Genomic DNA, 25,751 nt, shown 5'->3' with positions numbered 1-25,751 from the left:
CCGCTACCGTGGGAGGCAGGCAGCAGGATCCCGTCCATGGGAGGAACCATGACCGCCGAGTCCGTAGAGCACCGCCGCCACCAGCAGCGCTGGCCGGTGCCGCCCGTGGACGGCTACACCGTGGACGACCTGTTCACACTGCCGGATCTCCCGCAGCACACCGAGTTGATCGACGGGAGTCTGGTTTTCGTGAGTCCGCAGCGCCGTTTCCACGCGAACGTGATCGATCTGCTGGTCAGCGGTCTGCGCAGCACAGCGCCGCCCAAGCTGAGGGTCAGCCGCGAGATGACCGTCGTCCTCGACGAACACAACGGCCCCGAGCCCGACGTGAGCGTCATCCGGGCCGAGGCGATCGTCGGGCCGACCCAGACCAGCTACCGGGCCGACGCCGTCCTGCTGGCCGTAGAGGTCGTCTCCCCCGACTCCGAGTCCCGCGACCGCACGACCAAGCCGCACAAGTACGCGGCCGCCGGCATCCCGAACTTCTGGCGGGTGGAGCAGGGCGGCACCGATGGCAGGCCCGTCGTCCATGTCTACGAACTCGACCCGATGACCAGCGCGTACGTGCACATGGGCATGCACCGCGACCAGATCAAGGTCGACAAGCCCTACACCATCGACATCGATCTGACCGCCATCGACCAGCTCTGAACGAGCCGCCGGTCAGACCACCACCGCCCCCACCGCCGCCCCCTCCGCCACCCGCACCGTCCCGCACGTGCCGGAGGCCCGCAGTACCCCGGCGACGACGGCCGCCGCGTCCGCGTCCCCCGCGAGGAACGCCGTGGTCGGGCCCGAGCCCGAGACCAGAGCCGCCAGCGCGCCCGCCGCCCGCCCCGCCGCCAGCGTGTCCGCCAGTTCCGGGAACAGGGACAGCGCGGCCGGCTGGAGGTCGTTCGAAACGGCCACCGCCAACGCCCCCGGGTCGCCTGCGGCCAGCGCGTCCAGTACCGCCTGCGAGGCCACCGGGTCGGGGATGTCCGCGCCCGCCCCCAGCCGGTCGAACTCCCGGAACACCGCCGGCGTGGACAGCCCCCGGTCGGCCATCGCGAACACCCAGTGGAAGGTGCCCCCCACCTTCAGCTCGGTCAGCCGCTCGCCCCGCCCGGTGCCCAGCGCCGCCCCGCCGACCAGGCTGAACGGCACGTCGCTGCCCAGTTCGGCGCAGATGTCGAGCAGTTCGGCACGGGACGCGCCCGTCCCCCACAGCGCGTCGCAGGCGACCAGGGCCGCCGCGCCGTCCGCGCTGCCGCCCGCCATGCCGCCGGCCACGGGGATGTCCTTGTCGATGTGGAGGTGCACCCCGGGGGCGCGGCCGTGGCGTTCGGCCAGCGCGAGGGCGGCTCGGGCGGCGAGGTTGGTGCGGTCGAGCGGGACCTGGTCCGCGCCCGGCCCCGCGCAGGTGATCCGCAGCGTCTCGGCCGGGGACGCCGTCACCTCGTCGTAGAGGCCGACCGCGAGGAAGACGTTGGCCAGGTCGTGGAAGCCGTCGGGGCGGGCCGGGCCCACCGCGAGCTGGACGTTGACCTTGGCGGGGACACGTACCGTCACGCTCACGTTGCTGTCACTCTCCGTCAGTGTTTGTGCTCGGCGATCCGCGCGAACTCCGCCACGGTCAGGGACTCCCCGCGGGCCTGCGGCGACACCCCCGCGGCGACCAGCGCCGCCTCGGCGGCCGCGGCCGATCCGGCCCACCCGGCCAGGGCGGCCCGCAGGGTCTTGCGGCGCTGGGCGAAGGCCGCGTCGACCACGGCGAACACCTCCGGCCGGGAGGCGGTCGTCTTCGGCGGCTCGGCGCGCCGCACCAGCGAGACGAGTCCGCTGTCCACGTTCGGGGCCGGCCAGAAGACGTTCCGCCCGATGGAGCCGGCCCGTTTGACCTCGGCGTACCAGTTGGCCTTCACGGACGGCACGCCGTACACCTTGGAGCCGGGGCCGGCGGCCAGCCGGTCGGCGACCTCCGCCTGGACCATGACCAGGGTGCGTTCGATGCCCGGGAAGGTCTCCAGCATGTGCAGGAGGACGGGCACGGCCACGTTGTACGGCAGGTTGGCGACGAGCGCGGTCGGGGCGGGCCCCGGCAGCTCCCGCACCTGCATGGCGTCGGCGTGCACCAGCGCGAACCGGTCGGCGCGCGCCGGCATCCGCGCCGCGACCGTCGCCGGGAGCGCCGCGGCCAGTACGTCGTCGATCTCGACGGCGGTGACCCGGTCGGCCGCCTCCAGCAGGGCCAGGGTGAGCGAGCCGAGACCCGGGCCCACCTCGACCACCACGTCGTCGGGGCGGACGCCGGCGGTGCGGACGATACGGCGGACCGTGTTCGCGTCGATGACGAAGTTCTGGCCGCGCTGCTTGGTGGGGCGGACGCCGAGGGCGGCCGCCAGTTCACGGACGTCGGCGGGGCCAAGGAGGGCGTCGGGCGGGGTGGGGCTGCTCACCCCGCAAGGGTAGCCGGGGATCAGTGGCCGGGATTCAGTAGCCGAAGGCCCGCGCCGTGTTCGCCGCCAGCGCCGCGGCCAACGCGTCCTCCTCGATCCCCCGCACCGCGGCCATCGCGCGCACGGTGACCGGGATCAGGTAGGGGGCGTTGGGCCGTCCCCGGTAGGGCACCGGGGTGAGGAACGGCGCGTCGGTCTCCACCAGGACCAGGTCCAGCGGGGCCACCGCGAGGGCGTCGCGCAGGTTCTGGGCGTTCTTGAAGGTGACGTTGCCGGCGAAGGACAGGTAGTAGCCGGCCGCGGCGCACAGCTCCGCCATCTCCGCGTCGCCGGAGTAGCAGTGGAAGACGGTGCGCTCGGGGGCGCCCTCCTCCTTCAGCACGCGCAGTACGTCGGCGTGGGCGTCGCGGTCGTGGATCACCAGTGCCTTGCCGTGCCGCTTGGCGATCTCGATGTGGGCGCGGAAGGACCGTTCCTGGGCCGCCCTGCCGTCCTCGCCGGTGCGGAAGTGGTCGAGTCCCGTCTCGCCGACCGCCTTGACCTGGGTCAGCGCGGCCAGCCGGTCGATCTCCGCGAGCGCGTCGTCCAGCGCCGCGGCACCACCCGCCACCCGCGCCCCCTGCCGCGACCAGCCGTCAGGATCACCGTGCACGATGCGCGGCGCCTCGTTGGGATGCAGGGCGACGGCGGCGTGCACGTTCGGGTACGCCGCCGCCGTCTCGGCCGCCCAGCGGGAGCCGGCGAGGTCGCAGCCGACCTGGACGACCGTGGTCACGCCCACCGACGCGGCCTTCGCGAGGCTCTCCTCGACCGTGCCGGCCTGCATGTCGAGGTGGGTGTGCGAGTCGGCGACCGGTACCCGCAGGGGTTCGGGCGCCGGGGGCGCCGCGTTCTTGTCGGCGGCGGCGCGGGCGGGGACGGGGGCGTTCGAGGGCATGCCCCCGATCCTACAAACGGCGGTCAGGCCGCCTTGCGGTACAGATGCAGCGCGTGCAGCAGGTCGGCCACGTGCCAGTGCCGCCGCTCGTCCGCACCCGCTGTACCCGGCGCCTCGGCCGGCCCGGCCTGCGGCGGCGCCGCGGCGTAGGAGCGGTGCGCCGCCGCGTTCCGGGCCGAGGCGACCCGCCCCGGCCGCATGATCCGTACGACGTGCCCGTCGCAGTTGTGGCAGGTGGGCCGGGAGAGCGGGGAGGGCACCGCCCGCCCGTCCGCGATGTACACCACGGACGTCCGGCCCTGGGCATCCGTGTGGTGCTCTATCTCGTAGGACTGCTCCCAGCCGCTGCCGCAGCGCATGCAGGCGAAGGAGTACGACTCGTGCACCGTGGTCTCGCTCATACCGACTCCAGAGGTCCGCGAAGGTGGGGCGTGGACGCGTCCCGTTCCTCCAGTGGATGCCCGGAGCGGCCTGGAATCACCAGGGCTGTCAAGTGTTGGGGGTGTTTTGACGGTCTCTTGCCGTACGGGCCCCTTCGTTTGCCCTCCCATGGGGCGTGTGCCCGTGGCTCACCCGCCGGCGTTCTTCGCCGCGACCACGGCGTCGAACACCTCCCGTTTCGGTACGCCCGCCGCGGCGGCGACCGCCGCGATGGCCTCCTTGCGCCGCTCCCCCGCCTCCTCGCGCACCCGCACCCGGCGCACCAGTTCATCGGCGCCGAGCTGTGCGCCGTCCTGGTCGGGGGCGCCCTCGACGACGACGGTGATCTCGCCGCGCACCCCGTCGGCCGCCCATGCCGCCAGTTCGCCGAGCGGGCCGCGTTTGACCTCCTCGTACGTCTTGGTCAGCTCCCGGCAGACGGCGGCGCGCCGGCCGGTGCCGAAGACCTCGGCCATCGCGGCGAGGGTGTCGGCGACCCGGTGCGGGGACTCGAAGTAGACCAGGGTGCGGCGCTCGCCCGCGACCTCCCGCAGCCGGGTGAGCCGTTCGCCGGTCTTGCGCGGCGGGAACCCCTCGAAGCAGAACCGGTCCACCGGCAGCGCGGACAGCGCCAGCGCGGTCAGCACGGCGGACGGCCCGGGCACGGCGGTGACCTTGACGCCCCGCTCGACGGCGGCGGCGACCAGCCGGTACCCGGGGTCGGACACGGACGGCATGCCGGCGTCGGTCACCAGCACCACCCGGGCGCCCCGCACCAGCTCCTCGACCAGCTCCGGCGTACGCGCCGTCTCGTTGCCCTCGAAGTACGACACCACGCGCCCCTTGGGCGTCACCCCGAGCCCCTGGGTGAGCCGGCGCAGCCGCCGGGTGTCCTCCGCGGCGACGACGTCGGCGGCGGTCAGCTCCTCGGCGAGCCGGGGCGGGGCGTCGGCGAGGTCGCCGATGGGGGTGCCGGCGAGGACCAGGATTCCGGTTGCGACTGTCACGTTTCCATCCTCGCAGGGGCAAGCACGGGACTCGCACAGAGCGGTTCCCTACGATGGCGCGGTGACCAGTACAGCGTCGTCCACGGACTCCGGCTCCACGGACTCCACGGACACCCGGCGAGACCATGCCCCGCACGAGAGCCGGCCGGCGTGGCAGCGACGGCTGCGGCGGTTCGGGTACGCGGCCCCGGACCACAGCGACGTCCGCGAACGGCTGGTGCCGCCGTACCGGCGGCCCGGTCCCCGGCTGTGGGCCTTCCTCGGCCTGTCCGGGCCGGTCGCCGACCGGCTGGCGCGCTGGTCGGGCTGGGGCGGGCCGCTGCTGGTCACGCTGGTGGCGGGGGTGCTGCGGTTCTGGCACCTGGGCAGCCCGAAGGCGGTGATATTCGACGAGACGTACTACGCCAAGGACGCCTGGGCGCTGATCAACCGCGGCTTCGAGGTCAACTGGGACAAGAACGCCAACGACCTGATCCTGAACTCCGGCGGCGACGTCACCGTCCCCACCGACGCGTCGTACGTCGTGCATCCGCCGGTCGGCAAGTTCGTGATCGGCGTCGGTGAGTGGCTGTTCGGGTTCGATCCGTTCGGCTGGCGGTTCATGACCGCGCTGCTCGGCACCCTCTCGGTGCTGCTGCTGTGCCGCATCGGGCGCCGGCTGTTCCGCTCGACGTTCCTCGGCTGTCTGGCCGGCGCGCTGCTGACGCTGGACGGGCTGGCCTTCGTGATGAGCCGGACCGCGCTGCTCGACAGCGTGCTGGTCTTCTTCGTACTGGCCGCCTTCGGCTGTCTGCTGGTCGACCGCGACCGGGCGCGCGCGAAACTCGCCGCCGCGCTGCCGGTGGACGCCGACGGCATGGTCCGCCCGGACGCGCACGTCGCCGAGACCACCCGGATCGGGTGGCGGCCGTGGCGCTGGGCGGCCGGGCTGATGCTGGGCCTGGCCATCGGCACCAAGTGGAACGGCCTGTACATCCTGGTGGCGTTCTGCGTGATGGCGGTGCTGTGGGACGTGGGCGCCCGCCGGGTGGCCGGTGCGGTGCGTCCCCGGACCGCGGTGCTCAAGTACGACCTGGGCTGGGCGTTCCTCGCCACGGTCCCGGTGGCGATCGTCACGTACCTGGTCTCCTGGACCGGCTGGATCCTGTCCCCGGGCGACGGCACCGGCGGCTACTACCGCAACTGGGCGGCCACCGACGGGAAGAACAGCGACTGGTCCTGGCTGTTCCCGGACTGGTGGCGCAGCCTGTGGCACTACGAGACGCAGGTCTACGAGTTCCACACCCACCTGACCTCGCCGCACACCTACCAGTCCAACCCGTGGAGCTGGCTGGTGCTGGGCCGCCCGGTCTCCTACTTCTACGAGTCGCCGTCCCCCGGCACCGACGGCTGCCCGGCGGACGCGGGCGAGAAGTGCGCCCGCGAGGTGCTGGCGCTGGGCACGCCGGCGCTGTGGTGGCTGGGCTGCTTCGCGCTGCTCTACGTGCTGTGGCGCTGGGCATTCCGCCGCGACTGGCGGGCCGGCGCCATCGCCTGCGGGATCGCGGCCGGGTACCTGCCCTGGTTCATGTACCAGGAGCGCACGATCTTCCTGTTCTACGCCGTCGTCTTCCTGCCGTTCCTGTGCCTGGCGGTGGCGATGCTGCTGGGGGCGGTGATCGGCCGGCCGGGGGCGAGCGACGCGCGGCGGGTGGGCGGCGCGGTGGCGGCCGGGGTGCTGTTCCTCCTCGTGGCGTGGAACTTCGTCTACTTCTGGCCGCTCTACACGGGTACGGCGATCCCGATGGCGGACTGGCGGGCCCGGATGTGGCTGGACACGTGGGTGTGACCGGGGGACGGAGATCTCTGTGTCTCCGTTCGGCCACCAAACGGAAACAGCCGTGCCGCGAGCCACTCGCGGCACATAGAGTGCCAGTGTGACCACTTTCTGAACGCGTTCAACAGCGCGTCCGGGATTCCGACGGGAGGGGACTGCCGATGGGCAGGGGGATGAAGGCCGCCGTCATCGGCGGGGTGTTCGCCGTGATGGTCGGAGGGGCCGGCTACGGCGCCTTCAATGTCGTGTCGGCGCTGGGCGGCGGCGGGGACGAGGTGAAGACCGGCCCGCCGAGCGGTGACGAGGTCGCGGAGACGACCAAGAAGTTCTTCGCGGCCTGGGCGGACGGCAAGGCCGAGGAAGCCGCGTCGTACACCAACGACGACGCGTCGGCGACCACCCTGCTCACCGCGTACGCCGAGGACGCGCACATCAGCGGCGTCACCATCACCCCGGCCGCGGCGACCGGCGCGAAGGTGCCGTTCACCGTCAAGGCGAAGGTCTCCTACGAGGGCAGTACCAAGCCCCTGACGTACAAGAGCCGGCTGACCGTGGTGCGGGGGAAGACCACCGGGAAGGCGCTGGTCGACTGGGAGCCGTCCGTGGTCCATCCGGACCTGGCGGCCGAGGGCGACACCCTGGTCACCGCGGAGGCGTCCAGCCCGCCGATCGAGGCGGTGGACCGCGACGGCAAGGTGCTGACCAAGGAGAAGTACCCCTCGCTCGGCCCGGTCCTGGACACGCTGCGGGAGAAGTACGGCGACCAGGCGGGCGGCGAGCCCGGTATCGAGCTGATGGTCCGGCACGCCTCCCAGTCGGTGGCGGACACCCCGCTGGTGACGCTGGCCGAGGGCGAGCCGGGCAAGCTGAAAACGACGCTGAGCGCGGGTGTGCAGGCGGCGGCGGAAAAGGCGGTGGAGGAGTTCGACGAGTCCTCCGTGGTGGCCGTCAAGCCCAGCAGCGGTGAGGTGCTGGCGGTGGCCAACCACCGCGCGGACGGCTTCAACGCGGCCTTCCAGGGCCGGGTCGCGCCCGGCTCCACGATGAAGATAATCACCGCGGCGATGCTCATCGACAACGGTGTGACCTCGATGAACGGCGCCGCGCCCTGCCCCGACCAGGCGATCTGGCAGGGCCAGGTCTTCAAGAACCTCACCGGCATGGAGCCCAACGAGTCCGCCACGCTGGCCAACAGCTTCCAGCGGTCCTGCAACACCGCCTTCATCAAGCTGATCGACGAGAAGCCGCTCACCGACTCGTCGCTGATGACGGAGGCCCAGGAGCGGTTCGGCCTGGGCAAGGACAACTGGAAGACCGGCATCGTCTCCTTCGACGGCAGCGTGCCGGCCTCCAGCGGCCCGGACCGGGCGGCGGGCGCCATCGGCCAGGGCCAGGTGCAGATGAACCCGCTCAACATGGCCTCGGTGACGGCGACCGCGATCACCGGCACGTTCCGCCAGCCCTACCTGGTCTCCCCCGACCTGGACGACCGGGAGCTGGCCACCGCCAAGGGCCTGTCCCCGGACACCTCGTCGCAGATCAAGCAGATGATGCGGCTCACCGCCACGCAGGGCACCGCCGCCGAGGCGATGTCCGGGCTCGGCGGGGACATCGGCGCGAAGACCGGGTCGGCCGAGGTCGACGGGCAGACCGTGTCCAACAGCTGGTTCACCGGGTTCCGCGACGACATCGCGGCGGCGGCCATGACCGAGGAGGGCGGCCACGGCGGGGACGCGGCCGGCCCGATCGTCGCGGACGTGCTGCGGGCCGGCGGCTGAACTCACCCCCGCGGGGCGGGACCGCTGGGCGCGGGGCGTCGTTGGAAGAGTGTGTGTGCCGTCGTCGCGGATCGGACGGCACCTAGGGAAACGGGAAGCAGTGGGCAACAGAAGGCGTGTCGCCGAGCGACGCAGCAGCAGGCGGCCCGTCGTGCTCGGCGGGGTGATCGCCGCGGTCGTCGCCGGGGCCGGGGCCGGTGTCTGGGCGCTGACGGCCGGCGGCCCGGCCGCCGGGGACGACGCGCGCACCACGGCGGCCGAGCGGAAGGTGAAGTCGGGCCCGCTGTCGGCCGCCGAGGTCACCTCGACGGCCCGCCGCTTCCTCACCGCCTGGCAGCAGGGCAAGCCGGCCGCGGCGGCCGCCGCCACCGACTCGGCCACCGCCGCCAAGGCCCTGCTCGCCTCCTACGCCAAGGACGCCCACCTCACGGACGTCACCCTCACCCCGGGCACCCGGACCGGCGCCAAGGTGCCGTTCTCGGTCAAGGCGACGGTGGTCTACGAGGACGTCCGCGAGCCGCTGGCGTACGACAGCGCGCTGACCGTCGTACGCCGCGAGGCCGACGGGGAACCCCGGGTCGCCTTCACGCCCGCCGTCGTCCATCCCGACCTCGGCGAGGGCGACAAGCTGGTCACCGGGGAGGCCGGGACGCCGCCGGTGACCGCGGTGGACCGGGACGGCGGCGAGCTCACCGCCGCGAAGTACCCCTCGCTCGGCACGGTCCTGGACGGGCTGCGCGAGAAGTACGGCAAGCAGGCCGGCGGCACCGCCGGGATCGAACTGCGGGTGGTGCGCGGCAAGGCGTCGAAGGCGAAGAAGCTCTCCGACAAGACCCTGCTGGAGCTGAGCGAGGGCACACCGGGCACGGTGCGGACGACCCTCGACCCCGGGCTCCAGGCCCTCGCCGAGGAGCAGGTGGCCGCGACCGAGCAGGCGTCGGTGGTGCTGACCCGCGCCTCCACCGGCGAGATCCTCGCGGTCGCCAACAGCGGCCACGGCTTCAACACGGCCTTCCAGGGCTCGCTGGCCCCCGGCTCCACGATGAAGGTCGTCACCTCCTCGCTGCTGATCGAGAAGGGCCTGGCGTCGGCGGACAAGGCGCATCCCTGCCCGAAGTACTTCACCTACGGCGGCTGGAAGTTCCAGAACGACGACAAGTTCTCCATCAAGGGCGGCACCTTCAAGGCGAGCTTCGCCCGCTCCTGCAACACCGCCTTCATCAGCCAGGCCGGGAAGCTGTCCGACGACGATCTGACCCAGCAGGCCCAGGAGGTCTTCGGCCTGGGCCTGGACAACTGGGCGATCGGGGTGCCGTCCTTCGACGGCGCGGTCCCGGTGCAGAGCGACGCGCAGAAGGCGGCGTCCCTGATCGGACAGGGCGGGGTGCGGATGAACCCGCTGAACATGGCGTCGGTGGCGGCGACGGTGCGCACCGGCACCTTCCACCAGCCGTACCTGGTGGCCCCCTCGGTGGACGACCGGGAACTGGCCACCGCCGCCCGCACGATGTCCGCCGGCACCCTCGCCCAGCTGCGCGAGCTGATGGCCTACACGGCCGACTACGGCACGGCGGCGGAGGCGATGGCCGGGATCGGCGGGGACGCCGGCGCGAAGACCGGGTCGGCGGAGGTCGACGGGCAGGAGAAGCCGAACGGCTGGTTCACCGCGTACGCGGACGACCTCGCCGCGGCGGGCGTGGTCCAGGCCGGCGGGCACGGCGGCGACACGGCGGGCCCGATCGTGGCGGCGCTGCTGAAGGCGGGCGGCTGACGGCCGGGTAGCTGACGGTTGGGCGGCCGGCGGTTCAGCGCGGGACGGGTTCGGCGACCGCCGCGTACGTCCTGCTGAGGAACCGCAGCAGGTCGCCCGTGTCGAACTGGACCACCGAGCAGCCGCCCTGCGCCGGGTGGAACTCCACCACGGCCCGCACCCGGCCGCACGGCCACACCCGCACCTCACCGGTGCCGGCCGGCGCCCGCAGCCCCTGCTCCAGCAGCTCGCGGGCGAAGGTGAAGTACCGCGGGCCGGGCAGCCCGATCCGTACCGACCGGGGGTCGTCCTCGGGGTCGTAGCGGAGCACCACCGGTATGCACCGGCCGTCGTCCACGTCGGTGAGCACCTGGACCCGCGCGTACTGCTCGACCACCGCCATCGACCGGCTCCTTCGCCTCGACCCCCATCCTAATGTCCCATATTTCATGATTGATGCTTCCGGAGCGTTTACCTCGCTCTTGCGTAGAGGTTGCAACTACTCCTTATCATCGAGTGGTGCACGTACCTGACGGATTCATCAACGCCCCGACCTCCGCCATCACCGGTGTCGTCGCCGCCGGCGCCGTAGCGGCCGGCCTGCGCGGCGCGCGCAAGGAACTGGACGAGCGGACCGCGCCGCTGGCCGGCCTGGTCGCGGCGTTCATCTTCGCCGTGCAGATGCTGAACTTCCCGGTCGCGGCGGGAACCAGCGGCCATCTGCTCGGCGGCGCCCTGGCGGCGATACTCGTCGGCCCCTGGACCGGGGTCCTCTGTGTCTCCGTGGTCCTGCTCATGCAGGGCATCCTCTTCGCGGACGGCGGTCTGACCGCGCTCGGCGTCAACATCACCGACATGGCGATCGTCACCACGGTCGTCGCCTACGCCGTCTTCCGGGGCCTGGTGAAGGTGCTGCCGCGCACCCGCCGCTCGGTGACCGTCGCCTCGTTCGTCGCGGCGCTGCTCTCCGTGCCGGCCGCCGCCGTCGCCTTCACCCTCATCTACTGGGTCGGCGGCACCACCGACGTGTCCATCGGCAAGGTCGCCACCGCCATGATCGGCGTGCACGTCCTGATCGGCATCGGCGAGGCCGTCATCACCGCGCTCACCGTCGGCGCCGTCATCGCCGTCCGCCCGGACCTGGTGTACGGCGCGCGGGGCCTGACGCAGCGGCTCAAGCTGCGGGTGGGCGGCGAACTCGTCGACGCGCCCGCCGCCGGCCCGGCCCCGGTGGCGGCCCGGCGTTCGCACCGCAAGGTGTGGCTCACCGGCCTGGCGGTCTCCGTGGTCCTCGCCGGTTTCGTCAGCTTCTACGCCTCCGCCAGCCCCGACGGTCTGGAGAAGGTCGCCGCCGACAAGGGCATCGACGCCAAGGCCGAGGAGCACGCCGCCGCCGACTCGCCGCTCGCCGACTACGGCGTCAAGGACATCACCGACGCCCGACTCTCCGGCGGTCTGGCGGGCGTGATCGGCGTGGGCGTCACGGTCGTCGCGGGCAGCGCGGTGTTCTGGACGATCCGCCGGCGCCGCACCGCCGGCCCCGCCGACACCGCTCCGACCAGCACGAGCGTCTGACATGGGCGCCGGTCACGCGCATCGCCTCTACCGGCACGGGCACTCCCCCGTGCACGGGCTGCCCCCGCACACCAAGCTCGCCGCCACCTTCGCCTTCGTGGTCGTCGTGGTGTCCACACCGCGCGAGGCGATGTGGGCCTTCGGCCTCTACGCGCTGCTGCTCGCCTCGGTGGCGTACGCGGCCCGCGTGCCGCCCGGCTTCCTCCTCAAGCGCCTGCTGATCGAGGTGCCGTTCGTCGCGTTCGCGGTGCTGATGCCGTTCGTGGCCGAGGGCGGCCGGGTGGACGTGCTGGGCCTGTCGCTGAGCGTGAACGGCCTGTGGGGCGCCTGGAACGTACTGGCCAAGGGCACCCTGGGGGTGGCCGCCTCGGTCCTGCTGGCCGCCAGCACCGAACTGCGCGAACTCCTCCTCGGCCTCCAGCGCCTCAAGCTCCCGCCGCTCCTCGTCCAGATCGCGTCCTTCATGATCCGCTACGGCGATGTCATCACCGACGAGATGCGGCGGATGCGGATCGCCCGCCAGTCGCGCGGCTTCGAGGCGAGCGGCGTACGGCACTGGGGGGTGCTGGCGAAATCCGCCGGGGCGCTGTTCATCCGCTCCTACGAACGCGGCGAACGCGTCCACCTGGCGATGGTCAGCCGCGGCTACGCCGGTTCGATGCCGGTCATCGACGAGGTGACCGCGTCCCGGGCCCAGTGGTCGTACGCACTGACCCTCCCGTGTGCCGCGCTGCTGGTCTGTCTGCTGGGATGGACCCTGTGACGACTGCTTCCCTGGAGGTCTCCGGCCTCGCCTTCGCCTACCCCGACGGGCATCAGGCCCTGTTCGGCGTGGACTTCTCGATCGCGCGCGGTGAACGCGTCGCCCTGCTCGGCCCGAACGGCGCCGGCAAGACGACCCTCGTGCTGCACCTCAACGGCATCCTGACCGGTGGCGCGGGCACGGTGACGGTCGCCGGGCAGCCGGTGGACAAACAGCACATGGCGGAGATCCGGCGCCGGGTCGGCATCGTCTTCCAGGACCCCGACGACCAGCTCTTCATGCCGACCGTCCGGGAGGACGTGGCGTTCGGACCGGCGGCGGCCGGGCTGAAGGGGGCCGCGCTGGAGGAACGGGTGGACCGGGCGCTGGCCCAGGTCGGCATGGCCGGCTTCCAGAACCGCCCCCCGCACCACCTCTCCTTCGGGCAGCGCCGCCGGGTCGCGGTGGCGACGGTGCTCGCGATGGAACCGGAGATCCTCGTCCTGGACGAGCCGTCCTCCAACCTGGACCCGGCCGCCCGCCGCGAACTCGCCGACATCCTGCTCTCGCTCGACGTCACGGTCCTGATGGTCACCCACGACCTGCCCTACGCCCTTCAGCTCTGCCCCCGCGCCCTGATCCTCAGCGACGGGGTGATCGCGGCGGACGGCCCGACCGCCGACCTGCTCGCCGACGACGCCTTGATGCGCGCCCACCGCCTCGAACTGCCCTTCGGCTTCGACCCGCGCTCGGTGCCGACGGCATGATGGCGGACGTGCGCATACAGGGCAGCGTGACCGAGGGCTACGAACCGGTCCGGGACGCGTTCGAACGGAACTTCACCATCCTCGGCGACCGGGGCGCCGCCGTCGCCGTCTACCGCGACGGCCACCGGGTCGTCGACCTGTGGGCCGGCACCCGGGACATCGACGGCACCGAGCCCTGGCGGCGCGGCACCGCCCAGGTGGTCCGGTCCGCCACCAAGGGCGTCGCCGCCGCCGTACCGCTGCTGCTGCACCAGCGCGGGGAACTGGACCTGGACGCGCCGGTGGCCGCGTACTGGCCGTCGTTCAAGGCGCACGGCAAGGAACGGCTCCTGGTCCGGCACATCCTGAACCACCGGGCCGGCCTGCCCCTGCTCGACCGTCCGCTGACGGCCGACGAGGCGCTGGACCCGCTGCGCGGGCCGGAGGCGGTCGCCGCCCAGGCCCCCGTCTGGGAGCCGGGCACCGACCACGGCTACCACGCGCTGACCTACGGCTGGCTGCTGGACGGCCTGGTGCGCCGGGTGACCGGCCGCGGCACCGGCGAGTGGATCGCGGCCGAGATCGCCGGCCCGCTCGGCCTCGACCTGTGGCTCGGCCTCCCGGCGGACGAGGAGCGGGCCGGCCGCGCGGGCCGCGTGGGCCGGCTCGACGACCCGGAACCCCCCACCGGCGGGCTGCGGATGCGCCCGAAGCGCTCCGTCACCGCCGCCTACGACGATCCCGGCTCGGTCACCCGCCGGGCCTTCGGCGCGATCGCGCCGTTCCCCGACCAGAACGACCCCGCGTACCGGGCGGCGGCGCTGCCCGCCACCAACGGCATCGCGACCGCCGACGCGCTGGCCCGCTTCTACGCGGCGCTGACCGGCGAGGTCGACGGCGTCCGGCTGCTGGACCCGGCGACGACGGCGGCGGCCCGGACCGAGGAGTCGGCGGGCCCGGACCGGGTGCTGGTCGTCGGCACCCGCTTCGGCCTGGGCTACATGCTGCACGGCGGCGCGGCGCCGATGCTGTCCCCGGGCTCCTTCGGCCACCCGGGCCGCGGCGGCGCCCTCGGCTTCGCCGACCCGGAGTCGGGCATCGCCTTCGGCTATGTCACCAACGGCTTCCGCCGGACGGTGACGGCGGACCCGCGGGCGCAGGCGCTGGTCCGGGCGGTACGGGCGGCACTGGCCGACCGGGGATAGCTCATACGTGGATGGGGTGGGACTCCCGCCCCGACGCCTCGTCGATCTCCTCGTGCGCCTTGTCCAGCAGCCGCATCGCCAGCTCGTTCAGCGCCCGGGCCCCGGCGACCTCCTCGCCGACGCGCGGCTGCCGGGTGTCGGCGCGGTGCCGGCTGGCGTGCCCGTGCGCCCGCAGCTCCGTACCGTCGGCGGTCCGTACCAGGGCGACCGCCCGGGTGTGCGTGTCGTCCTCCGTGAACTCGACCTCGATGTGCCATCCGACCGGTGTGTGCGTCATGACGTTCACCTCCGTAGCGCCCCTTGTTCCAGGGTGCTACCGGCCGGCGGGTTCGCGCACGTCCACCAGGGTCGCCCCGGCGTGCGCGACGAGGTCTCGCGGGGCCATCGGGAAGACGGTGTACGGGGTGCCGGCGGCGGCCCAGACGAGGTCGTGGGCGAGCAGGGAGCGGTCGGCGAGGACGCGGGTGGCGGTGCGGTGGCCGAAGGGCGGGACGCCGCCGATGGCGTACCCGGTGGTCTCCCGTACGACGTCGGCCTTGGCGCGGGTGACCCGGCCCGCGCCGAGTTCCCGGCGGACCAGTTCCACGTCGACGCGGGAGGCGCCGTCCATGAGGACCAGCACCGGTACGCCGTCCGCCGCGAAGATCAGTGACTTGCAGATCTGGCTCAGCTCGCAGCCGACCGCGGCGGCGGCCTCGGCGGCGGTGCGGGTGGCCTCCGGGAAGCGGCGGATCCGCGCGGTGAGGCCGGCCAGACCGAGGGCGGCGAGGGCGTCGGCGAAGCGGGGGTGGGCGTCGGGGGGCGTGGTCATGGCACGACCCTAGAACCGCGACCGCGGCACGAGGAAGCCGGTGAGGGCTCCCCGTCCCCACGGGGCCCTCACCGGCTGGTCATTGCGGGGCCGGGCGTCAGGCGCGCGCCAGCTCCTTGTCCTCGTCGGGGTCCTTGCCGCCGGCGAGGTGCTTGAGGCCCTCGCCCTCGACGTCCACGTTGGGCAGCGCGCGGTCCAGCCACTTCGGCAGCCACCAGGCGCGCTTGCCGAGCAGTGCGAGTACCGCCGGGACGATGGCCATGCGGACGACGAACGCGTCGAAGAAGACCGCGATCGCGAGGCCGAAGCCGATCATCTTGATCATGGACTCGCTGGAGCCGATGAATCCCGAGAACACCGCCATCATGATCACCGCGGCGGCGGTGACCACCCGTGCGCCGTGCTTGAAGCCGGTGACGATCGCCTCGCCGGGCTGCTCGCCGTGGACGTACGCCTCGCGCATCCGGGTGACCAGGAAGACCTCGTAGTCCATCGCCAGGCCGAAGACCACGCCGACCATGAAGATCGGCATCATCGACATGACCGGACCGGTCTCCTCCACGCCCAGCAGGCCGGACAGCCAGCCCCACTGGAAGACCGCGACGACCGCGCCGAGCGCCGCCAGCACGCTCAGCAGGAAGCCGAGGGCCGCCTTCAGCGGGACCAGGACCGAGCGGAAGACCACGATCAGCAGGAGGAAGGCCAGGCCGACGACCAGCACCAGGTACGGGATCAGCGCGTCGTTGAGTTTCTGGCTGACGTCGATGTTCATCGCCGTGGAGCCGGTCACGAGGGTCTCCGCGCCGGTGTCGGCCTTGACGTCGCCGCCCGCGTCGCGGATGGCGTGCACCAGGTCCTCGGTGGCGACGGAGGACGGCTTGGAGTCGGGGATCACGGTGATCGTCGCCGTGTCGCCCGCCTTGTTGGCCGCCGGCGGTGTCACCGTGACGACCCCGTCCAGGCCCTTGATCTCGTCGGACACGTCGGTGAACGCGGCCTCCGGGTCGTCGCTGCCCTTGGCGTCGACCACGACCATCAGCGGGCCGTTGAAGCCGGGGCCGAAGCCCTCCGACAGGAGGTCGTAGGCGCGGCGCTGGGTGGTGGAGGTCGGCTGGGAGCCGTCGTCGCCCAGGCCCAGTTCGAGGGAGGCCGCCGGGACGGCCATCGCGCCGAGCCCGACCACGCCCAGGACCAGGACGGCGACCGGACGGCGGACCACGAAGCGGGCCCAGCGGGTGCCCATGTTGGGCTTGTTCTGCCGCTGCCCCCGCTCGGCGCGGGCGCCGCCCAGGAACTTGCTCTTGGCGCCGGCCGGCTTGACCCTGCGGCCCGCGTAGCCGAGCAGTGCCGGGACCATGGTCAGCGCGATGAGGACCGCGATGGCGACCGTGCCGGCCGCCGCGATGCCCATCTTGGTCAGCATCGGGATGTTGACGACGGACAGTCCGACCAGGGCGATCAGGACGGTCAGGCCGGCGAAGACCACCGCCGAGCCGGCGGTGCCGACGGCCCGGCCGGCCGCCTCCTCGCGTTCGCGTCCCTCGGCGAGTTCGGCCCGGTAGCGGGAGACGATGAACAGGGCGTAGTCGATGCCGACCGCCAGGCCGATCATCATCGCCAGGATGGAGGTGGTGGAGCCCAGTTCGAGGGCGCTGGCCAGCGCGGTGATGGAGGAGACGCCGATGCCGACGCCGATGAGCGCGGTGAGCAGCGGCAGTCCGGCGGCGACCAGCGAGCCGAAGGTGATGACCAGGACGACGGCGGCGATGGCGATGCCGATGACCTCGGTGGCGCCGGTCTCGGGCACCGCGCTGAGCGCGTCACCGCCGATCTCCACGGTCAGCCCGGCGTCCCGCGCCTGCTGCGCGGCGTCCTCCAGCGCGTCCTTGCTGGACTCCTCCAGTTCCATGCCGGAGACGTCGTACTTCACCGACGTGTAGGCGATGGTGCCGTCCTTGCTGACGGTCTTGCCCTCGTAGGGGTCGGCGACGGAGCTGACCTCGGAGCCGTCGGACAGTTCGTCGACGGTCTTGAGCACGGTCGCCTTGTTGCCGGCGTCCGTCATCTTCTCGCCGTCGGGTGCCTTGAAGACGACCCGGGCGGTGGCGCCGTCGGCGCTCTGGCCGGGGAAGCGCTGTTCCAGCAGGTCGAAGGCCTTCTGGGCCTCGGTGCCGGGAATGGAGAAGGAGCTGTTGCCGGCCGGCGGGGCGCTGGCCGCGCCGATCCCGGCGACGGCCAGCAGCGCCACCCATATCAGGGCGACGAAATGCCGTCGCCGGAAGGCGAGGCGGCCGAGTTTGTAGAGGAACGTGGCCACGAGGGCGTACTCCCGGTCATGTCGTGGAGTGTTTCAGGGCAGGGGTGATCAGCCCGGCGACGTGAGCGGTGACGTCAGGTGGGGGCTTGCGGGGGAAGGTGGTGTCAGGGGGTGGGGACGCCGAGGGCGGGGAGGATCACGGCGTCGATGTACGAGGCGAGGAACGCCTGGGTGGGTGGCTGCTCGTCCAGCAGGACGGTGGTGGCGAAACCGCCGACCATCATGTGCACGAGGAAGTCCAGCGCCGGGCAGTCCGGTCTGATCTCACCGCGGTCGACGGCGCGTTGCAGCACGCGCCGGAACTCGGCCGTCTCCGGTTCGATCAGCTGGTCCCGGAACGCCTGGCGCAGGTCCGGGTTCCGGTGCAGTGCCATGGCGACGCCCCGCATCAGCGCGGAGTTCTGTTCCATGGCGCAGTCGTCCTCGCGGGTCAGCAGGGCGTGCAGATCGCCGCGCAGCGACCCGGTGTCGATGTCGGCGATCTTCCCCGGCTTGTTGTGCCGGATGGCTTTGACGACCAGCTCGGCCTTGCCGCCCCACTGGCGGTAGAGCGTCGCCTTGCTGGACCGGGTGCGGGTGGCCACGGCGTCCATGGTGAGGGCGTCGTAGCCGACTTCGCGGAGCAGGTCGAGCACGGCGCCGTACAGCTCGGCCTCGCGCTCGGGAGTGATCCGGCTGCGGCGCGCCGTCACCACCTGTCCCATTTCCATGTGTTCAAGATAACCCACCCGCCTAACGAAACGAAACGGTTTCGTACGTGTCCTCGGTCACGGTTGTGAGCGCCGCGTAAGGGATGACTGTGCGCCGCTCACGAGTTGCTGCCCCACGGGGCCCGGAAAAGCATGGACAGGGTGAGCTATCTGCGTTTCCCCCACCTCCACGCCGGCCTGCTGTGCTTCGTCGCCGAGGACGACCTCTGGCTCGCGCCGCTGGACGGGCCGGGCTGTGCCCGGCGGCTCACCGTCGACCGCGCCAAGGTCTCCCACCCGCGCTTCTCGCCGGACGGCCGCCGGCTCGCGTACACGAGCTGGCGCAGTCTGCTGCCGGAGGTGCACCTGGTGCCGGTGACGGGCGGGCCGGGACGGCAGCTCACCCACTGGGGTTCGCTCGACACCCGGGTCTGCGGCTGGTCGCCGCCGGACGCCGACGGCCGGTCCGCCGTCCTCGCCGTCACCTCGCAGGGCGAGCCGTTCTCCCATCTGACCTGGGCGTACAAGATCTCCTGCGACGGCGACCCGGGCCGCAAACTGCCCTGGGGGCCGGTCAGCGACCTGCAGGCCGCCGACCTCGACGGCGAGCGCCGGACCCTGCTGCTCACCGGCACCCCGCCGCACGAACCCGCCGCCTGGAAGCGCTACCGGGGCGGCGCCACCGGCCGGCTCTGGCTGCACGGGCGGCGGCTCCTGGAGGGGATCGACGGGCATCTGCACTCGCCCCTGTTCGTCGGCGGCCGGATCGCCTTCCTCTCCGACCACGAGGGCGTCGGCAACCTCTACTCGTGCGCCTACGACGGCTCCGACCTGCGCCGGCACACCGACCACGACGCCTGCTACGCCCGGCACGCGGCGAGCGACGGCACCCGGGTGGTCTACCAGTGCGCGGGCGACCTGTGGGCCGTCGACGACCTCGCGCCGGACTCGGCGCCGCGCCGGCTCGACGTACGGCTGGACGGGCCGCGGGCGGGCCGGCGTACGTACCAGGTGCCCGCCGCCCAGCACGTGGCCGGCGTCTCGGTGGACGAGACCGGCCGGGCCAGCGCGGTCGTCGTGCGCGGCAGCCTGTACTGGCTCACCCACCGGGACGGTCCGGCCCGCACCCTCGCCGACACCCCGGGGGTACGGGTGCGGCTGCCGGAGATGCTGGGCGCCAGCGGGCGGGTCGCCTACGTCACGGACGCCGGGGGCGAGGACGCGGTCGAGATCGGCCACCTGCCGCGCGCCACCGGGGGCCGGGCGCCGAGGCGGCTGGCCTCCGGGCAGCTGGGCCGGGTCCTGGAGACGGTCTCCGACCCGGCCGGCGAACGCCTGGCCCTCGCCGCGCACGACGGCCGGCTCCTGCTGCTGGACGTCTCCGACCCGGGACCCGACACCGGGGCCCCCGCCCTCACCGAGCTGATCCGCTCCGGCAACGGCCCCGTGCGGGACCTGGCGTTCTCCCCGGACGGGTGCTGGCTGACCTGGTCCCACCCGGGGATCGGCCGTACCCTGCGGCAGATCAAGATGGCCCGGATCGGCGGGCCGGACGGCCCGGTCGTCATCGATGTCACCGACGGGCGGTTCGAGGACGAGAACCCGGTCTTCACCCGCGACGGCCGCTACCTCGCCTTCCTCTCCTGGCGCGGCTTCGACCCGGTCTACGACGTGCACACCGGCGACCTCTCCTTCCCGCTGGGCTGCCGCCCGTACCTGGTCCCGCTGTCCTCGGCCACCCCCTCCCCGTTCGCGCTGAACCCGGAGGGCCGCCCGGCCGCCGGTGGCCTGGACCCCGTGACGGAGGAGACCGGCGAGGGCGGCGCGGTGAGCGTCGAGGTGGCGGGGCTGGCCAGCCGGGTGACCCCGTTCCCGGTCACCGCGTCGAAGTACTCGGCGCTGCACCCGGTCGACGGCGGCGGACTGGTCTGGCTGCGCTGGCCGATCTCCGGCGCGCTCGGCGAGACCTTCGCCAACCCGAACGATCCCAGCGAGCGGCCCACGCTGGAGCACTTCAGTCCCGCGAAGGCGCGCAAGAGCGAACTCGTCGACCACCTGGACTGGTTCGCGGTCAGCGGCGACGGGACCCGGCTCGTCGTCCTGGACGAGGGCGACCTGCGGGCGGTGCCCGCCACCGAGCCCGGCGACTCCGACTCGACCACCTGGATCGACGCCCGCCGCATCCTGCACCAGGTCGACCCGGGCGCCGAGTGGCGGCAGGCGTACGCGGAGGCCGGCCGGCTGACCCGGGCCTTCTTCTGGGAACCGGGCATGTGCGGCATCGACTGGGACGCGGTGCTCGACCAGTACCGGCCGCTGGTCGAACGGGTCGCGTCCCCGGACGAGTTCGCCGACCTGCTCCGGGAGGTCCTCGGTGAGCTGGGCACCTCGCACGCCTATGTCGCCGCCGCCCGCCGCAACGAGGGCCCGGCGCACTACCAGCGCCTCCAGGGCCTGCTGGGCGCCGACTTCACCTGCCGGGACGGCCGCTGGACGGTGCGCCGGGTGCTGCCCGGCGACTCCTCCGACTCCCGGGCCCGCTCCCCGCTGGCCGGCACCGGCATCCGGGAGGGCGCGGCGCTCACCCAGGTCGACGGCCGCCCGGTGGACCCGGTGGCGGGCCCGTTCCCGCTGCTGGCGGGCGCCGGCGGGACCACCGTGGAGCTGACCTTCGCACCGGCCGAGGGCGGCCCGGACCGCCGGGTCGCCGTCGTGCCGCTGGTCGACGACCGGCCGCTGCGCTACCAGGACTGGGTGGCCAAACGCCGCGAGGTGGTGCGGGAGTTGAGCGACGGCCGCTGCGGCTATCTGCACATCCCCGACATGGGCGGCTCGGGCTGGGCGCAGTTCAACCGCGACCTGCGGATGGAGGTGTCCCGGCCCGCGCTGATCGTGGACGTGCGGGGCAACGCGGGCGGGCACATCAGCGAACTGGTGGTGGAGACGCTCAGCCGCACCATCCTGGGCTGGGACCTGACCCGCGACGCCCAGCCGGTGTCGTACGCCTCGAACGCGCCGCGCGGGCCGGTGGTGGCGCTCGCGGACGAGGCGACCTCCTCGGACGGCGACATGATCACGGCGGCGTTCAAGCTGCTGGGGCTGGGCCCGGTGGTCGGGCAGCGCACCTGGGGCGGGGTGGTCGGCATGACCGGCCGGCACCGCCTGGGCGACGGCACGGTGATCACGGTGCCGATGAACGCGGCCTGGTTCGACGCGTACGGCTGGTCGGTGGAGAACCGGGGCGTCGACCCCGACGTACCGGCCCTGCGCACTCCGCTGGACTGGGCCGAGGGCCGCTGTCCGGTGCTGGCCGAGGCGGTCCGGCTGGCCCTCGGCCTGCTGACGACCGAGCCGCCCGCCACCCCACCGGACCTCGCCGACGTACCCGACCGCTCCCGGCCACCACTGCCACCACGCACCTGAAAGGGCGCCCTCCGGCCAGCGGAGGGCGCCCCTTCGGCGGCGGCGTGCGTCAGGCGTCGCGGTCCCGGCGCCGAGACGACTCAGCCGGCCCTCGGACTGCCGGCGACCCAGCCGCCCGCCACCCCACCGGACCTCGCCGACCTACCCGACCGCTCCCGGCCACCACTGCCACCACGCACCTGAAAAGGCTGCCGGCCAGCGGAGGGCGCCCCTTCGGCGGCGGCGTGCGTCAGGCGTCGCGGGTCCCGGCGCCGAGACGGTCCAGCCGGCCCTCGGACTGCCGGCGACCCAGCCGCCAGCCACCCCACCGGACCTCGCCGACGCACCCGACCGCTCCCGGCCACCACTACCACCACTGCCACCACGCATCTGAAAAGGCGCCCTCCGGCCAGCGGAGGGCGCCCCTTCGGCGGCGGCGTGCGTCAGGCGTCGCGGTCCCGGCGGGCGGCCCGCTCGGACGGCTCCTGGTGCAGCGGCTGGTCCATGCGCTCGTCGGCGTCGTCGTCCCGGCGGCGGGCGCGGTCCTGCACCTGCTCACGCGCCTGGTCGGCCTTCTGCCGGCCCTGCTGCTGCATCCGCTCGGTCTTCTCCTGGAACTGGTCCTTCATACCCATGTGGGTTCACTCCTGGGTGAGATCGGACCCGGCCGACGGCTGTGCGGGCCGGGCCCGATCAGATTCACACGGGCGGTGACCCGGCGCATGTCGATCAGTCACGGAGCGTGCCGCGGTGCTGTTCGTCGGCCGCGCCACCCGCTCCGACCAGGCCCTTTCCCACCCCGCCCAGCCGGTCGCCGAACCGTCGCATCTCCCGCCGGCCGACCGTGCCGATGACCCCGGGCAGGTAGCCGCGCACACCCTGCATGCCGCGCAGCCACCACTGCCCGTAGACGTGGGTCCGCCGGCGTTCGACGCCCTCGACGAGCCGGTCGACGGCCGGGCCCAGCGGGTACGTCTTGTTCGACGGCCAGGGCAGCCGCTGCCGCAGCTCCCGCATCACGTCGTCCTGGTCGGCGCCGCGCACCATGTCGGTGTCGGTCCAGGACAGGTAGCCGACGCCGACCTGCACGCCCCGGTGCCCGACCTCGGCGCGCAGCGCGTGCGCGTACGCCTCCACGCCCGACTTGGAGGCGCAGTACGCGGACATCATCGGGGCGGGCGTGAGCGCGGCCAGCGAGGCGATCTGGAGCAGGTAGCCGCGCGTCTCGAACAGCGCGGGCAGGAAGGCGCGCCCGGTCACCGCCGAGCCGACGAGATTGACCTCGATCACCCGGCGCCAGGAGACCGGGTCGGAGTCGACGAACGGACCGCCGGTGGCCACCCCCGCGTTGGCGACCACGATGTCGACCCGGCCGAACCGTTCCTTCACCTCACCGGCGACCCGGGCCATCGCCTCGTGGTCGGTGACGTCGGCGGGCCAGATCTCGCTGTCGCCGTGCAGCCGGGAGGCGACCTGCTTCAGCCCGTCCGGCTCCAGTCCGACCAGCGCCACGCTCACCCCGCGCACGGACAGCTTGCGGGCCAGCAGTTCCCCGACGCCCCGCGCCGCTCCGGTGACGACGGCGACCCGTCCTTCCAGGCTCACCCTGCTCATGCGCGCTCCTCGGCTGGTACGGCGGCGGGTAGGTAGGTGTCGGCGAGTGTGCGTATCTTCGCGGTGACGAGGTCCGGGACCTCGATCGGGGTCATGTGCCCTATGCCGGGCAGCTCGCTCAGTCCACGGCACTCGGGCAGCGCGGCGGCCAGCGCGCGGGCGTGCACCGGCGGGGTCAGCCGGTCGGCGGTGCCGACCACCACCTCGACCGGCACGGTCAACTCCCCTATGCCGTGCTCCAGATCGAGCAGGTCCAGCACCTTCGACCAGGCGTGCCGCACCCCGCGCGGACAGGCGTGCACGATCCGGGCGCACGCCTCGACCATGTGCGGGGCCGAACCCGGGCCCATCGTCGCGTACTTGAGGACCCGCAGGGCGGCGGGCGTGACCGGTCCGAGCGGCGCGCGGGAGCCGAGCACCCGCCGGGTCAGCCAGGTCCGTACCGGTCCGGCCGGCAGCGGCAGCACGGTCGCGGCGGCGACCAGCCCCGAGGCGCCCGTACTGCACAGCAGGACGGCCGCCACGTGTTCGCGGACCGCCGGGCGGGCGCCGGCGGCCAGTACGGTCATCCCGCCCATCGAGTGCCCGGCGACGACGGCCCGTTCACCGGGCGCGAGGGTGGCCTGCAGTACGGCCTCGAGGTCGTCGGCGAGCGCGTCGGCGGTGCAGGCGGGGCTCGCCGGGCTGCGGCCGTGGCCGCGCTGGTCGTAGGCGACGACCCGGTGTCCGGCGGCGGCCAGCGCCCGGATCTGCGCGGCCCAGAAGGCGGTCGAGCAGGTCCAGCCGTGCGCGAGGACGACGGCGGGGCCGCCCTCGGTCCCGTGCAACTCGACGTGCAGCCGGGCGCCGTCGGCGGACACGGCGGTCAGCTCCCGCACGGGTACCGGCGGGGCGTACGCCCCGGCGGCGGCGGTCGGCAGCCGGCTCACGCGCTCACCTCCGCGCCCCGCTGCCCGGCGGGCGCCTGCCGCGCGAGGGGCCGCAGCACCTCGTACTCGGCCAGCTCCACCCGCCGTGTGGCGCGCCGGAACTCGGCGGTCGTGCCCGGCCAGATGGTCGTGTTCCGCCCGCTGGCGTCCAGGTACCAACTGGTACAACCGCCGGTGTTCCACACCGTGCGCTTCATCCGCTCCTGCACCCGGTGGTTCCAGGCGTCGACGGCGCCGGGCCGGGCGTCGAGGGCCACCCGCCCGCCCAGCACCCGCAGTTGCCGCAGGTAGTCGGCCAGGTAGTTGAGCTGCGACTCGATCATCAGGATCATGGACGAGTTGCCGAGGCCGGTGTTGGGCCCGATGACCGTCATGAAGTTCGGGAACCCGGCCGCCGTGGCGCCGCGCAGCGCCTGCATGCCGCCCTTCCAGCTCTCGGCCAGGGTGTGCCCGTCGGCGCCGACGACGCGCTCGGCGATCGGCATGTCGGTGACGTGGAAGCCGGTCCCGAAGACGATGACGTCGGCCTCGGTCTCGGTCCCGTCGGCGGCCACGAGGGTCGACCCGCGCACCTCGCTCAGCCCACTGGCCACCACATCCACATTGGGCTCGGCGAGCGCCGGGTAGTACTCGCTCGACAGCAGGATGCGTTTGCAGCCGATGCGGTAGTCGGGGGTCAGCTTGGCGCGCAGCGCCGGGTCCTTGACCGCCCGGGCCATGTTCCGCTTGGCGATCTGCTCGACGAACCCGAGCTCCTCGGGGTGCTTGGTGAACGCCTGCACCTGAAGCTCCCGGATGCCCCACAGCACTCCCCGGCGCAGCCGCGTGGTGACCGGCAGCGTCCGGTGCAGCAGCCGCTCGGGGCCGCTGATCGCCCGGTCCATGCGCGGCATCACCCAGGCCGGGGTGCGCTGGAAGAGGGTGAGCCGGCCGGCCTCGGGCTGGATGGCGGGCACGATCTGGATGGCCGAGGCGCCGGTGCCGATCATGGCCACCCGCTTGCCGGTGAGGTCGTGGTCGTGGTCCCAGCGGGCGGAGTGGAACACCTTCCCCGGGAACGAGTCGAGCCCGGGTATGTCGGGGATCTTCGGATCGGACAGCGGCCCGGTCGCGGACACGACGACATCGGCGGTCAGCCGCCCGCTCGCCGTCTCGATCTCCCACCGGAACTCCTGCGCGTCCCAGGTCATCCGCCGCACCTCCGAGTCGAACCGGATGTGCGGGCGCAGCCCGAAGGTGTCGGTGACGTGCTCCAGGTAGGCGCGGATGTGCGGCTGCCCGGAGAAGGTGCGCGGCCACCGCGGATTGGGCGCGAAGGAGAAGGAGTAAAGGTGCGACGGGACGTCGCACGCGCACCCCGGATAACTGTTGTCCCGCCAGGTCCCCCCGACGCTCGCCGCCCGCTCCAGGACCACGAAGTCCGTGATCCCCTCCCGGCGCAGCCGCACGGCGGCACCCAGACCACCGAACCCGGACCCGACCACCGCGACCCGTACATGCTCGTGCTCGGTCATCCCGACGCCTCCACACATCACCGTCGACTCTGCCAGTGAACACTGGCGCAATGGCGAGAGT

The 25,751-nt window shown here is 73.1% G+C and carries 23 protein-coding genes; 9 read left to right on the top strand and 14 right to left on the bottom strand.

Features of this window, described 5'->3' with window-relative positions:
• Positions 1-36 precede the first annotated feature (36 nt).
• Complete coding sequence (locus AB0G32_RS02025; RefSeq protein WP_361156787.1) at positions 37-651, top strand: Uma2 family endonuclease; 615 nt, start codon at positions 37-39, stop codon at positions 649-651.
• Between the two features lie 12 nt (positions 652-663).
• Here AB0G32_RS02025 and AB0G32_RS02020 read toward each other — a convergent pair whose 3' ends face one another.
• From AB0G32_RS02020 to rsmI, 5 genes are all read right to left on the bottom strand, one after another.
• On the bottom strand, positions 664-1,557 hold the full coding sequence (locus AB0G32_RS02020) for a 4-(cytidine 5'-diphospho)-2-C-methyl-D-erythritol kinase (RefSeq protein ID WP_361156785.1): 894 nt from the start codon (positions 1,555-1,557) through the stop codon (positions 664-666).
• 17 nt (positions 1,558-1,574) lie between these two features.
• Positions 1,575-2,438: a 16S rRNA (adenine(1518)-N(6)/adenine(1519)-N(6))-dimethyltransferase RsmA gene (rsmA, locus tag AB0G32_RS02015; protein WP_361156783.1), complete on the bottom strand. Its 864-nt coding sequence runs from the start codon at positions 2,436-2,438 to the stop codon at positions 1,575-1,577.
• Between the two features lie 34 nt (positions 2,439-2,472).
• On the bottom strand, positions 2,473-3,375 hold the full coding sequence (locus tag AB0G32_RS02010; protein WP_361156780.1) for a TatD family hydrolase: 903 nt from the start codon (positions 3,373-3,375) through the stop codon (positions 2,473-2,475).
• Positions 3,376-3,398: 23 nt separating this feature from the next.
• Positions 3,399-3,776 carry a hypothetical protein gene (locus AB0G32_RS02005; RefSeq protein ID WP_361156778.1) on the bottom strand — a complete coding sequence of 126 codons (378 nt, stop codon included), beginning with the start codon at positions 3,774-3,776 and terminating at the stop codon, positions 3,399-3,401.
• Between the two features lie 168 nt (positions 3,777-3,944).
• Positions 3,945-4,802 (bottom strand): 16S rRNA (cytidine(1402)-2'-O)-methyltransferase, encoded by an 858-nt coding sequence (gene rsmI / locus AB0G32_RS02000; protein ID WP_361156775.1) that lies wholly within the window; start codon positions 4,800-4,802, stop codon positions 3,945-3,947.
• Positions 4,803-4,863: 61 nt separating this feature from the next.
• On the opposite strand from rsmI, the gene AB0G32_RS01995 reads away from it, so the two are divergent.
• From AB0G32_RS01995 to AB0G32_RS01985, 3 genes are all read left to right on the top strand, one after another.
• Positions 4,864-6,630: a phospholipid carrier-dependent glycosyltransferase gene (locus AB0G32_RS01995; protein ID WP_361156772.1), complete on the top strand. Its 1,767-nt coding sequence runs from the start codon at positions 4,864-4,866 to the stop codon at positions 6,628-6,630.
• A gap of 149 nt (positions 6,631-6,779) precedes the next feature.
• Positions 6,780-8,396, top strand: coding sequence for a penicillin-binding transpeptidase domain-containing protein (locus tag AB0G32_RS01990; RefSeq protein WP_361156769.1), 1,617 nt, complete (start codon positions 6,780-6,782; stop codon positions 8,394-8,396).
• Positions 8,397-8,496: 100 nt separating this feature from the next.
• Complete coding sequence (locus AB0G32_RS01985) at positions 8,497-10,167, top strand: penicillin-binding transpeptidase domain-containing protein (protein WP_361156767.1); 1,671 nt, start codon at positions 8,497-8,499, stop codon at positions 10,165-10,167.
• 34 nt (positions 10,168-10,201) lie between these two features.
• Here AB0G32_RS01985 and AB0G32_RS01980 read toward each other — a convergent pair whose 3' ends face one another.
• Positions 10,202-10,549 carry an SsgA family sporulation/cell division regulator gene (locus AB0G32_RS01980; RefSeq protein WP_361156765.1) on the bottom strand — a complete coding sequence of 116 codons (348 nt, stop codon included), beginning with the start codon at positions 10,547-10,549 and terminating at the stop codon, positions 10,202-10,204.
• A gap of 116 nt (positions 10,550-10,665) precedes the next feature.
• On the opposite strand from AB0G32_RS01980, the gene AB0G32_RS01975 reads away from it, so the two are divergent.
• The 4 genes from AB0G32_RS01975 to AB0G32_RS01960 are packed head-to-tail and all read left to right on the top strand — an operon-like array spanning position 10,666 to position 14,414.
• Positions 10,666-11,721, top strand: a complete 1,056-nt coding sequence (locus tag AB0G32_RS01975) for an energy-coupling factor ABC transporter permease (RefSeq protein ID WP_361156762.1) — start codon at positions 10,666-10,668, stop codon at positions 11,719-11,721.
• Position 11,722: 1 nt separating this feature from the next.
• Complete coding sequence (gene cbiQ, locus AB0G32_RS01970; RefSeq protein WP_361156760.1) at positions 11,723-12,484, top strand: cobalt ECF transporter T component CbiQ; 762 nt, start codon at positions 11,723-11,725, stop codon at positions 12,482-12,484.
• Positions 12,472-13,230 carry an ABC transporter ATP-binding protein gene (locus AB0G32_RS01965; protein WP_361156757.1) on the top strand — a complete coding sequence of 253 codons (759 nt, stop codon included), beginning with the start codon at positions 12,472-12,474 and terminating at the stop codon, positions 13,228-13,230. The genes cbiQ and AB0G32_RS01965 overlap by 13 nt, the downstream gene beginning before the upstream one ends.
• Before the next feature lie 8 nt (positions 13,231-13,238).
• The gene (locus AB0G32_RS01960; protein ID WP_361156755.1) at positions 13,239-14,414 is read left to right on the top strand and encodes a serine hydrolase domain-containing protein; all 1,176 of its coding nucleotides are present in this window, start codon (positions 13,239-13,241) and stop codon (positions 14,412-14,414) included.
• 1 nt (position 14,415) lies between these two features.
• Here the strand turns inward: AB0G32_RS01960 and AB0G32_RS01955 are convergent, their stop codons facing one another.
• From AB0G32_RS01955 to AB0G32_RS01940, 4 genes are all read right to left on the bottom strand, one after another.
• Positions 14,416-14,691, bottom strand: coding sequence for a DUF1876 domain-containing protein (locus tag AB0G32_RS01955; RefSeq protein WP_361156752.1), 276 nt, complete (start codon positions 14,689-14,691; stop codon positions 14,416-14,418).
• 36 nt (positions 14,692-14,727) lie between these two features.
• Complete coding sequence (locus AB0G32_RS01950; RefSeq protein WP_361156750.1) at positions 14,728-15,225, bottom strand: YbaK/EbsC family protein; 498 nt, start codon at positions 15,223-15,225, stop codon at positions 14,728-14,730.
• A gap of 97 nt (positions 15,226-15,322) precedes the next feature.
• The gene (locus AB0G32_RS01945; RefSeq protein WP_361156748.1) at positions 15,323-17,542 is read right to left on the bottom strand and encodes an MMPL family transporter; all 2,220 of its coding nucleotides are present in this window, start codon (positions 17,540-17,542) and stop codon (positions 15,323-15,325) included.
• Between the two features lie 104 nt (positions 17,543-17,646).
• On the bottom strand, positions 17,647-18,246 hold the full coding sequence (locus AB0G32_RS01940; protein WP_361157157.1) for a TetR/AcrR family transcriptional regulator: 600 nt from the start codon (positions 18,244-18,246) through the stop codon (positions 17,647-17,649).
• A gap of 138 nt (positions 18,247-18,384) precedes the next feature.
• Between AB0G32_RS01940 and AB0G32_RS01935 the strand changes: the two genes are divergently transcribed.
• Positions 18,385-21,654, top strand: a complete 3,270-nt coding sequence (locus tag AB0G32_RS01935; protein WP_361156744.1) for a S41 family peptidase — start codon at positions 18,385-18,387, stop codon at positions 21,652-21,654.
• Positions 21,655-22,076: 422 nt separating this feature from the next.
• On the opposite strand, the gene AB0G32_RS01930 is transcribed toward AB0G32_RS01935, so the two are convergent.
• The 4 genes from AB0G32_RS01930 to AB0G32_RS01915 form a co-directional block, all read right to left on the bottom strand.
• On the bottom strand, positions 22,077-22,268 hold the full coding sequence (locus AB0G32_RS01930) for a hypothetical protein (protein ID WP_361156742.1): 192 nt from the start codon (positions 22,266-22,268) through the stop codon (positions 22,077-22,079).
• A 94-nt stretch (positions 22,269-22,362) separates the two neighbouring features.
• Positions 22,363-23,247: an SDR family oxidoreductase gene (locus AB0G32_RS01925; protein ID WP_361156739.1), complete on the bottom strand. Its 885-nt coding sequence runs from the start codon at positions 23,245-23,247 to the stop codon at positions 22,363-22,365.
• Positions 23,244-24,176, bottom strand: coding sequence for an alpha/beta hydrolase (locus tag AB0G32_RS01920; RefSeq protein WP_361156736.1), 933 nt, complete (start codon positions 24,174-24,176; stop codon positions 23,244-23,246). Before AB0G32_RS01920 ends, AB0G32_RS01925 begins: the two co-directional genes overlap by 4 nt.
• Positions 24,173-25,690 (bottom strand): NAD(P)/FAD-dependent oxidoreductase, encoded by a 1,518-nt coding sequence (locus tag AB0G32_RS01915; protein ID WP_361156733.1) that lies wholly within the window; start codon positions 25,688-25,690, stop codon positions 24,173-24,175. The genes AB0G32_RS01920 and AB0G32_RS01915 overlap by 4 nt, the downstream gene beginning before the upstream one ends.
• Between the last annotated feature and the right edge of the window lie 61 nt (positions 25,691-25,751).

The organism is Streptomyces sp. NPDC023723 (assembly GCF_040639815.1).
GTDB lineage: Bacteria > Actinomycetota > Actinomycetes > Streptomycetales > Streptomycetaceae > Streptomyces.
The sequence above is the reverse complement of the archived record's forward strand: the minus strand, read 5'-3'. Positions and strand labels throughout refer to the sequence as shown.

Excerpts from the sequence above, each read along its gene's own strand:
- AB0G32_RS02025 (WP_361156787.1), top strand. The coding sequence starts at position 37 with ATGGGAGGAACCATGACCGCCGAGTCCGTAGAGCACCGCCGCCACCAG.
- AB0G32_RS02010 (WP_361156780.1), bottom strand. The coding sequence starts at position 3,375 with ATGCCCTCGAACGCCCCCGTCCCCGCCCGCGCCGCCGCCGACAAGAAC.
- AB0G32_RS02005 (WP_361156778.1), bottom strand. The coding sequence starts at position 3,776 with ATGAGCGAGACCACGGTGCACGAGTCGTACTCCTTCGCCTGCATGCGC.
- AB0G32_RS01990 (WP_361156769.1), top strand. The coding sequence starts at position 6,780 with ATGGGCAGGGGGATGAAGGCCGCCGTCATCGGCGGGGTGTTCGCCGTG.
- AB0G32_RS01980 (WP_361156765.1), bottom strand. The coding sequence starts at position 10,549 with ATGGCGGTGGTCGAGCAGTACGCGCGGGTCCAGGTGCTCACCGACGTG.
- cbiQ (WP_361156760.1), top strand. The coding sequence starts at position 11,723 with ATGGGCGCCGGTCACGCGCATCGCCTCTACCGGCACGGGCACTCCCCC.
- AB0G32_RS01965 (WP_361156757.1), top strand. The coding sequence starts at position 12,472 with ATGGACCCTGTGACGACTGCTTCCCTGGAGGTCTCCGGCCTCGCCTTC.
- AB0G32_RS01955 (WP_361156752.1), bottom strand. The coding sequence starts at position 14,691 with ATGACGCACACACCGGTCGGATGGCACATCGAGGTCGAGTTCACGGAG.
- AB0G32_RS01950 (WP_361156750.1), bottom strand. The coding sequence starts at position 15,225 with ATGACCACGCCCCCCGACGCCCACCCCCGCTTCGCCGACGCCCTCGCC.
- AB0G32_RS01940 (WP_361157157.1), bottom strand. The coding sequence starts at position 18,246 with ATGGGACAGGTGGTGACGGCGCGCCGCAGCCGGATCACTCCCGAGCGC.
- AB0G32_RS01935 (WP_361156744.1), top strand. The coding sequence starts at position 18,385 with ATGGACAGGGTGAGCTATCTGCGTTTCCCCCACCTCCACGCCGGCCTG.
- AB0G32_RS01930 (WP_361156742.1), bottom strand. The coding sequence starts at position 22,268 with ATGGGTATGAAGGACCAGTTCCAGGAGAAGACCGAGCGGATGCAGCAG.
- AB0G32_RS01925 (WP_361156739.1), bottom strand. The coding sequence starts at position 23,247 with ATGAGCAGGGTGAGCCTGGAAGGACGGGTCGCCGTCGTCACCGGAGCG.
- AB0G32_RS01915 (WP_361156733.1), bottom strand. The coding sequence starts at position 25,690 with ATGACCGAGCACGAGCATGTACGGGTCGCGGTGGTCGGGTCCGGGTTC.